The sequence below is a fragment of the Protofrankia sp. CiP3 genome, assembly GCF_917627345.1.
Lineage (GTDB): Bacteria > Actinomycetota > Actinomycetes > Frankiales > Frankiaceae > Protofrankia.
In genome coordinates, this window is sequence record NZ_CAKJTM010000097.1 from 7,865 (window position 1) to 13,151 (window position 5,287).

The window sequence follows — 5,287 nt, forward strand, 5'->3', positions numbered from 1 at the left end:
CGGACGGGTACCGGTCCCGCTGGCGGTCGCGGGCGGGGCTGCGACCGGGTTTCTCCTGCTCCCGCTGGCCGCTCTGCTGGTGCGGGCACCATGGCGCAACCTGCCCACGCTGCTGGCCACACCGGCGGTAGGAGAGGCACTGCGGCTGTCGCTGCTGACCACGACCATCGCGACCGCGTTGTCGCTGCTGGTCGGGGTGCCGCTGGCCTGGCTGCTGGCCCGGTCCAGCTTTCCCGGCCGGAGGCTGTTGCGGGCGGTCATCACGGTTCCGCTGGTACTGCCGCCGGTGGTTGGCGGGGTCGCACTGCTGCTCGCGTTCGGCCGGCGGGGGGTCGTAGGCCAGTACCTGGACGCCTGGTTCGGCATCACGCTGCCGTTCACCACCGCCGGCGTTGTCGTGGCGGAGGCGTTCGTGGCGATGCCGTTCCTGATCGTGACGGTGGAGGGGGCGCTGCGGTCGACCGACCGGCGCTTCGAGGAGGCCGCCGCCACCCTTGGCGCAAGCCGGTTGGTCACCTTCCGCCGGGTCACCCTCCCGATGATCGCGCCGTCGCTCGCGGCGGGTGGGGTGCTGTGCTGGGCACGCGCACTCGGTGAGTTCGGCGCGACGATCACGTTCGCGGGGAACTACCCGGGGACAACCCAGACAATGCCGCTGGCGGTCTACCTTGCGCTGGAGACCGATCCGGACGCGGCGATCGCGCTGTCTGTCGTGCTGCTCGCTGTCGCGGTGGGTGTCCTGCTGTTGCTGCGGGAACGCTGGTTGCGGCCGGGTACCACACTATGAGCGAGACGGAAGGGCTCAGCGCGGTGACGCGGCTGTCGGCGGTGCCCGCCGGGGCGGGTGGCGGCGACCTGCGTGCCCGGGTCCGGGTGGCGCGCACGAACGGTTTCGTGCTGGACGTGACAGTACGTGTCGCGGGCGGGACGACGATGGCTGTCCTCGGTCCGAACGGGTCGGGCAAGACGACGCTGTTGCGGGCGCTCGCCGGCCTGCAGCCCATCGGCACCGGCCGTATCAGCGTCGGCGGCGTTGCGCTGGATGATTCAGCGGAGGGCATCTTCGTCCCGACGCAACGCCGCGGGGTCGGGATGGTCTTCCAGGACTACCTGCTGTTCGGCCACCTGTCCGCCCGGGACAACATCGCGTTCGCCCTGCGCTGCCGGGGAGTTCCCCGCGCCGAGGCCCGCGCCGCCGCCGGGGTGTGGCTGGCGAGGTTCGGCCTGGCCGAGTTCGCGGGCCGCCGTCCCGGGGCGCTGTCGGGCGGGCAGGCCCAGCGGGTCGCGCTCGCCCGAGCCCTGGCCGCGGAACCCCGCCTGCTGCTGCTCGACGAGCCTCTCGCGGCGCTGGACGCATCCACCCGGTTGGCGGTCCGGGCGGATCTACGCCGGCACCTCACCGGGTTCGCCGGCCCCTCGGTGCTCGTGACTCATGATCCGATCGAGGCGATGGTGCTCGCCGACGACATCGTCATTGTGGAGGCGGGGCGGGTGGTACAGCAGGGCCCGCCGGCCGAGGTGGCACGCCGGCCCCGGACCGACTATGTGGCCAGGCTCGTCGGGCTGAACCTCTACCGGGGCGAGGCCGACGCGGGCCGGGTGCGGTTGGCCGGCGGCGGCCTCCTCACGATCGCGGACACCGCGATCAGCGGACGGGTGCTGGCCGCGCTGCGGCCGTCCGCCGTCGTCCTCGGGGTGGACGAGCCGCACGGCAGCGCTCGTAACACGCTGATGGGCCGGGTTACCGGCTTGGAGCTGCTGGGTGACCGGGCTCGGGTCGCGGTGGACGCGGCCCCGCCGGTGCTCGCGGATGTCACCCCGGCCGCGCTCGCCGACCTGCGACTGGAACCAGGGATGATCGTTTGGGCGTCGTTCAAGGCGACCGACATCGAGACCTATCCCGATTCGGTGGATGACGCCCTGGCTGGCGAAGCCGCGCCTGACGCGTGACAGCACCAGTCGTTCATGCGTCGGGTCGCCCTCGACGGATCGCGCGCCACCCGACGCGGTGACGAGCGTGCCGGAGACAACACCGACGACCTACCGGCCACCGCTGAGATCACCGGGAGCGGTAATAGCCGTAAATACGGGGGACCCGGCAGGCCCGGCGTCGTTCGGATGTCACAGAAACATGACTCACCGTTACAGTAACGATGATCTTATCCTGCGGGAATCCCCGAAGGTCCTCAACTGCGGTTGATTTTCGATATATGATCATCATATGCGGAACAATAAAATTGTTGCACCGCCTCCTATCATTACCTATGGTGATCAGTGGCTCGCCAGCGATGCGCTCATCCCATCGGCACCCGCCGCCTCGTCGTCCACCGGCGTCCAACGCGCCGCATGGATGTTCACAGGCCCACGTCATGGCCGACGGCCTGCCCGCGACCGCCGGCACGACCGGCCACCCGCTTGCGGGTGCGGCGCGAACCCGTTCGTGGGCTACCGGTACCGCGCGAGTACGGCCACCAATCCGGCGCGGCTGGGGCGCGGACCGGTCCGGCCGGCCGTACGAACCCATCCGCGGCAGCGAGGTCGGCGGCGGCGGCGTAGGGCATGTCGCGAAAGCCAGCTGTTCGGCTCGCCACGCTCAGGCGGCCCCTGGCCGCGTTCTCGGCCACACCGACACAACTCATCCGGTATCGGTCCGGTCCGCGGCCTTACCAGGAACCACCTGGACGCGGCTCCCTGATCGAACGCCGGCTTCCGAAACACGCGTAGCGCGACCGGCAACAGGGGAGACGGCATCGCGGGGCTGGGGCGCGCGCCTCAGCCCCGCTCCTTGATCCACACCTCTGTCGCCAGGCGCTCTTATCGGGCATTACGGGTAACAAGGCTGATGACGTACGTGGCCGTTGTACGTAGGCTGGGAGCGGTTCTCCCCTGAGCAACATCCTGATGTGATGAGGTAGATCAATGAGCTTGAGCATTCGCAACCGGCTCGCGGGAACCGTTACCGAGATCACCACTGGGGCGGCGATGGGCACAGTATCGATCGACGTTACCGGTGGACAGCGTGTCACCGCCGCGGTGACTATGGACGCGGTCAAGGATCTCGGCATCTCGGTGGGGTCCGCTGTCGGCATTCTGATCAAATCGACCGAAGTGTCGCTGACCACCGGGGCCGTCGCCGGTCTCAGCATCCGCAATCAGCTGCCTGGCACGGTTTCCAGGCTCGAGACCGGTGATGCCATGACCGTGGCACACATCGCCCTCGATGGCGGTGGCGAGATCACAGCGGCGATCACCCGGGCGGCCGCGACGGATCTCGGTCTCGCGTCGGGTTCCACCGTGACCGCTCTGATCAAGTCGACGGAGGTCGCGCTCTCCGCCGCCTGACGTCGTGGGTGTCCGGCACGGCGGTCGCCGCTGGAGAAGTACCGCCGCCCTTCATGATCAACTAAGAGCGCCCGAGGATAGGGCGTTCGGTCAGCGAGCGGCTCATCCGCGCCCGGTCCGGCAAGGCGGCGGAGGAAGGTGCCCTGGTGCTGGGCGCCGACTGAGGACAACGCGGCCGGGCGGGACGCGGGGAGCCGCGAGCCGGACAGTCCTATCCTCGGGCGCTCTAAAGGTTCGCAATCACCGCCGTGTCAGGAGCGCCCCGCCCAGAAAGTACTGGCCGACCATCTCGAAGTTCGTCCACGAGAGGGTGATGTGCTTGACCGCCGCGTGGATGTCACGGAAACAGCGGTCCAGCCGGCTGGCGCTGTAGAGGGCGCTCGTCCCGGCCAGATCGTAGAGCGTGTCCACGGCCGTCGCGGTGTTCTCGCCCACGGCCGCCGCCGCCAGCCTGATCAGCGCGCTGAGGTCCTCCCCGCCATGTTCGCCGTGTGCCGTCGCCTGGTCGGCGGCATCGGTGAGCAGCAGGGCGCTGGCCCGCGCCAGGACCTCCGCGCGGGCCAGCCCCGCCTGCACGGTATGGCTGGCCGCCAGCGGACTCGTCGCCCTGGCGGGAATCTTCTCCTGGGCCAGACAGCGGAAGGTCTCGAGGGCGTCCTGAACGATTCCCAGCGCTGTCGACGCGGTCGTGAACGGAGCGAAGTCGTAGTAGGCGATGTCGTAGGCTCGGGATGGGCGGCGGGCCGGCGGGCGCCGCAGGAGGGAACCGTCAACTGTGTGATCGTCAGGGACGACAAGGCCGTCGAGGCGGTAGGTCGTGCTCCCGGTGCCGCGTAGTCCCATGGTGAACCAGTCGTCCACGAACAGGGCGGCGCTCTTGGGCACGAAGGCCATGTATGTCCGCGGCCCGGCGGGGGACGGACACGCCATGTCGTCCTCCGCGAGTATGGCGGCGCAGACCAGCCAGGTGGCGTGCGCCGAGCCGCTGGCGAACGACCAGGTGCCGTGCAGCCGGTATCCGCCGGGCACGCGTTCGGCCCGGCCGGTCGGATTGATACCGCCGACCACCAGCCCCGGGCTCTCGTGGAAAAGGCGCTGTGCCACCGGCTCCGGCAGATAGTCCGACAGCCGGCCGATGGCGCCTTGGACGCCCATCTGCCAGGCAACGGATGCATCGATGCGGGCCAGCGTCCGCAGGACGGCTGAGCCGGTCCGCACGCTGACCTGCCCACCACCAAAGGCGTCGGCGACCCACATCCGGTGGATGTTCTGTCCGCGCAACGCGTCGATGACCGCGGCTGGAGTCATCCGTTCATGTTCGGCCTGGTCCCGGTAGCGGACGAGCACCGGGGCAATCTTCTCGACACGCCCGATCCACTCCGCGGTTTCGTCGGAAAAACAGTCATTGCCCGAAAACATGGAGCATGTACGCCCCTCGCTCATCCCGGCTCCTGTAAGAATGGCTACGCTGTGATTCCCCATGCTCCCCAGGCAGGCGAGGAGATGCTAACAGGATCGCGTGCCGGGAATTCTGATGGTGACCATCCTCCATTCTCGGCGAGAATACGATACCCAGCGTCGAATAATCAAGTCCCGTTCGGCATGAGAACATCGCTGAGCAGGGCGAAGGCCTCTCGTCTCGTGGGACCATCACCGAGGGGCAGCAGGACAGCTGCCGTCAGGTGCAGCCACTTTTAGCCCTACCGGTGAATACGGCTGGTCACGCCGACGGCCGCCTGCGGTACGGATGACTCCGCCGCGCGCCCATGCCGCCTTCTTTCTCCTGGCTGCCGGGAACCGACAGCCAGGTCGCCGTCACCCACATCTATCCGCCGCTACAACCACCCGAATCCATCGTTATTTCATTACGGATTCTAAGTGGTCGCCGCTGGAAGTTCGTCCAGGGTCTGCCGGCGCCGACCACTAAGAGCGCCCGAGGATAGGA

5 protein-coding genes are annotated in these 5,287 nt (G+C 68.6%); 3 read left to right on the forward strand and 2 right to left on the reverse strand.

Annotated elements, in window-relative coordinates; all coding sequences use genetic code 11:
- Positions 1 to 787, forward strand: a 787-nt coding sequence (locus MJ797_RS21930) for an ABC transporter permease (RefSeq protein WP_308128357.1), incomplete at its 5' end; no start/stop codon positions are given.
- On the forward strand, positions 784 to 1,950 hold the full coding sequence (locus MJ797_RS21935) for an ABC transporter ATP-binding protein (RefSeq protein WP_239340470.1): 1,167 nt from the start codon (positions 784 to 786) through the stop codon (positions 1,948 to 1,950). The genes MJ797_RS21930 and MJ797_RS21935, both read left to right, overlap by 4 nt.
- Before the next feature lie 404 nt (positions 1,951 to 2,354).
- Here MJ797_RS21935 and MJ797_RS21940 read toward each other — a convergent pair whose 3' ends face one another.
- Entirely contained in the window at positions 2,355 to 2,639 is a 285-nt protein-coding gene (locus MJ797_RS21940) for a hypothetical protein (protein ID WP_239340472.1), read from the reverse strand.
- Positions 2,640 to 2,919: 280 nt separating this feature from the next.
- Between MJ797_RS21940 and MJ797_RS21945 the strand changes: the two genes are divergently transcribed.
- The gene (locus tag MJ797_RS21945; protein ID WP_239340474.1) at positions 2,920 to 3,342 is read left to right on the forward strand and encodes a molybdopterin-binding protein; all 423 of its coding nucleotides are present in this window, start codon (positions 2,920 to 2,922) and stop codon (positions 3,340 to 3,342) included.
- A gap of 240 nt (positions 3,343 to 3,582) precedes the next feature.
- On the opposite strand, the gene MJ797_RS21950 is transcribed toward MJ797_RS21945, so the two are convergent.
- Complete coding sequence (locus tag MJ797_RS21950) at positions 3,583 to 4,785, reverse strand: acyl-CoA dehydrogenase family protein (protein ID WP_239340476.1); 1,203 nt, start codon at positions 4,783 to 4,785, stop codon at positions 3,583 to 3,585.
- Between the last annotated feature and the right edge of the window lie 502 nt (positions 4,786 to 5,287).

Bases quoted from the DNA above. Each gene is read 5' to 3' on its own strand.
- MJ797_RS21935 (WP_239340470.1), top strand. From the start codon at position 784: ATGAGCGAGACGGAAGGGCTCAGCGCGGTGACGCGGCTGTCGGCGGTG.
- MJ797_RS21940 (WP_239340472.1), bottom strand. From the start codon at position 2,639: ATGAGTTGTGTCGGTGTGGCCGAGAACGCGGCCAGGGGCCGCCTGAGC.
- MJ797_RS21945 (WP_239340474.1), top strand. From the start codon at position 2,920: ATGAGCTTGAGCATTCGCAACCGGCTCGCGGGAACCGTTACCGAGATC.
- MJ797_RS21950 (WP_239340476.1), bottom strand. From the start codon at position 4,785: ATGAGCGAGGGGCGTACATGCTCCATGTTTTCGGGCAATGACTGTTTT.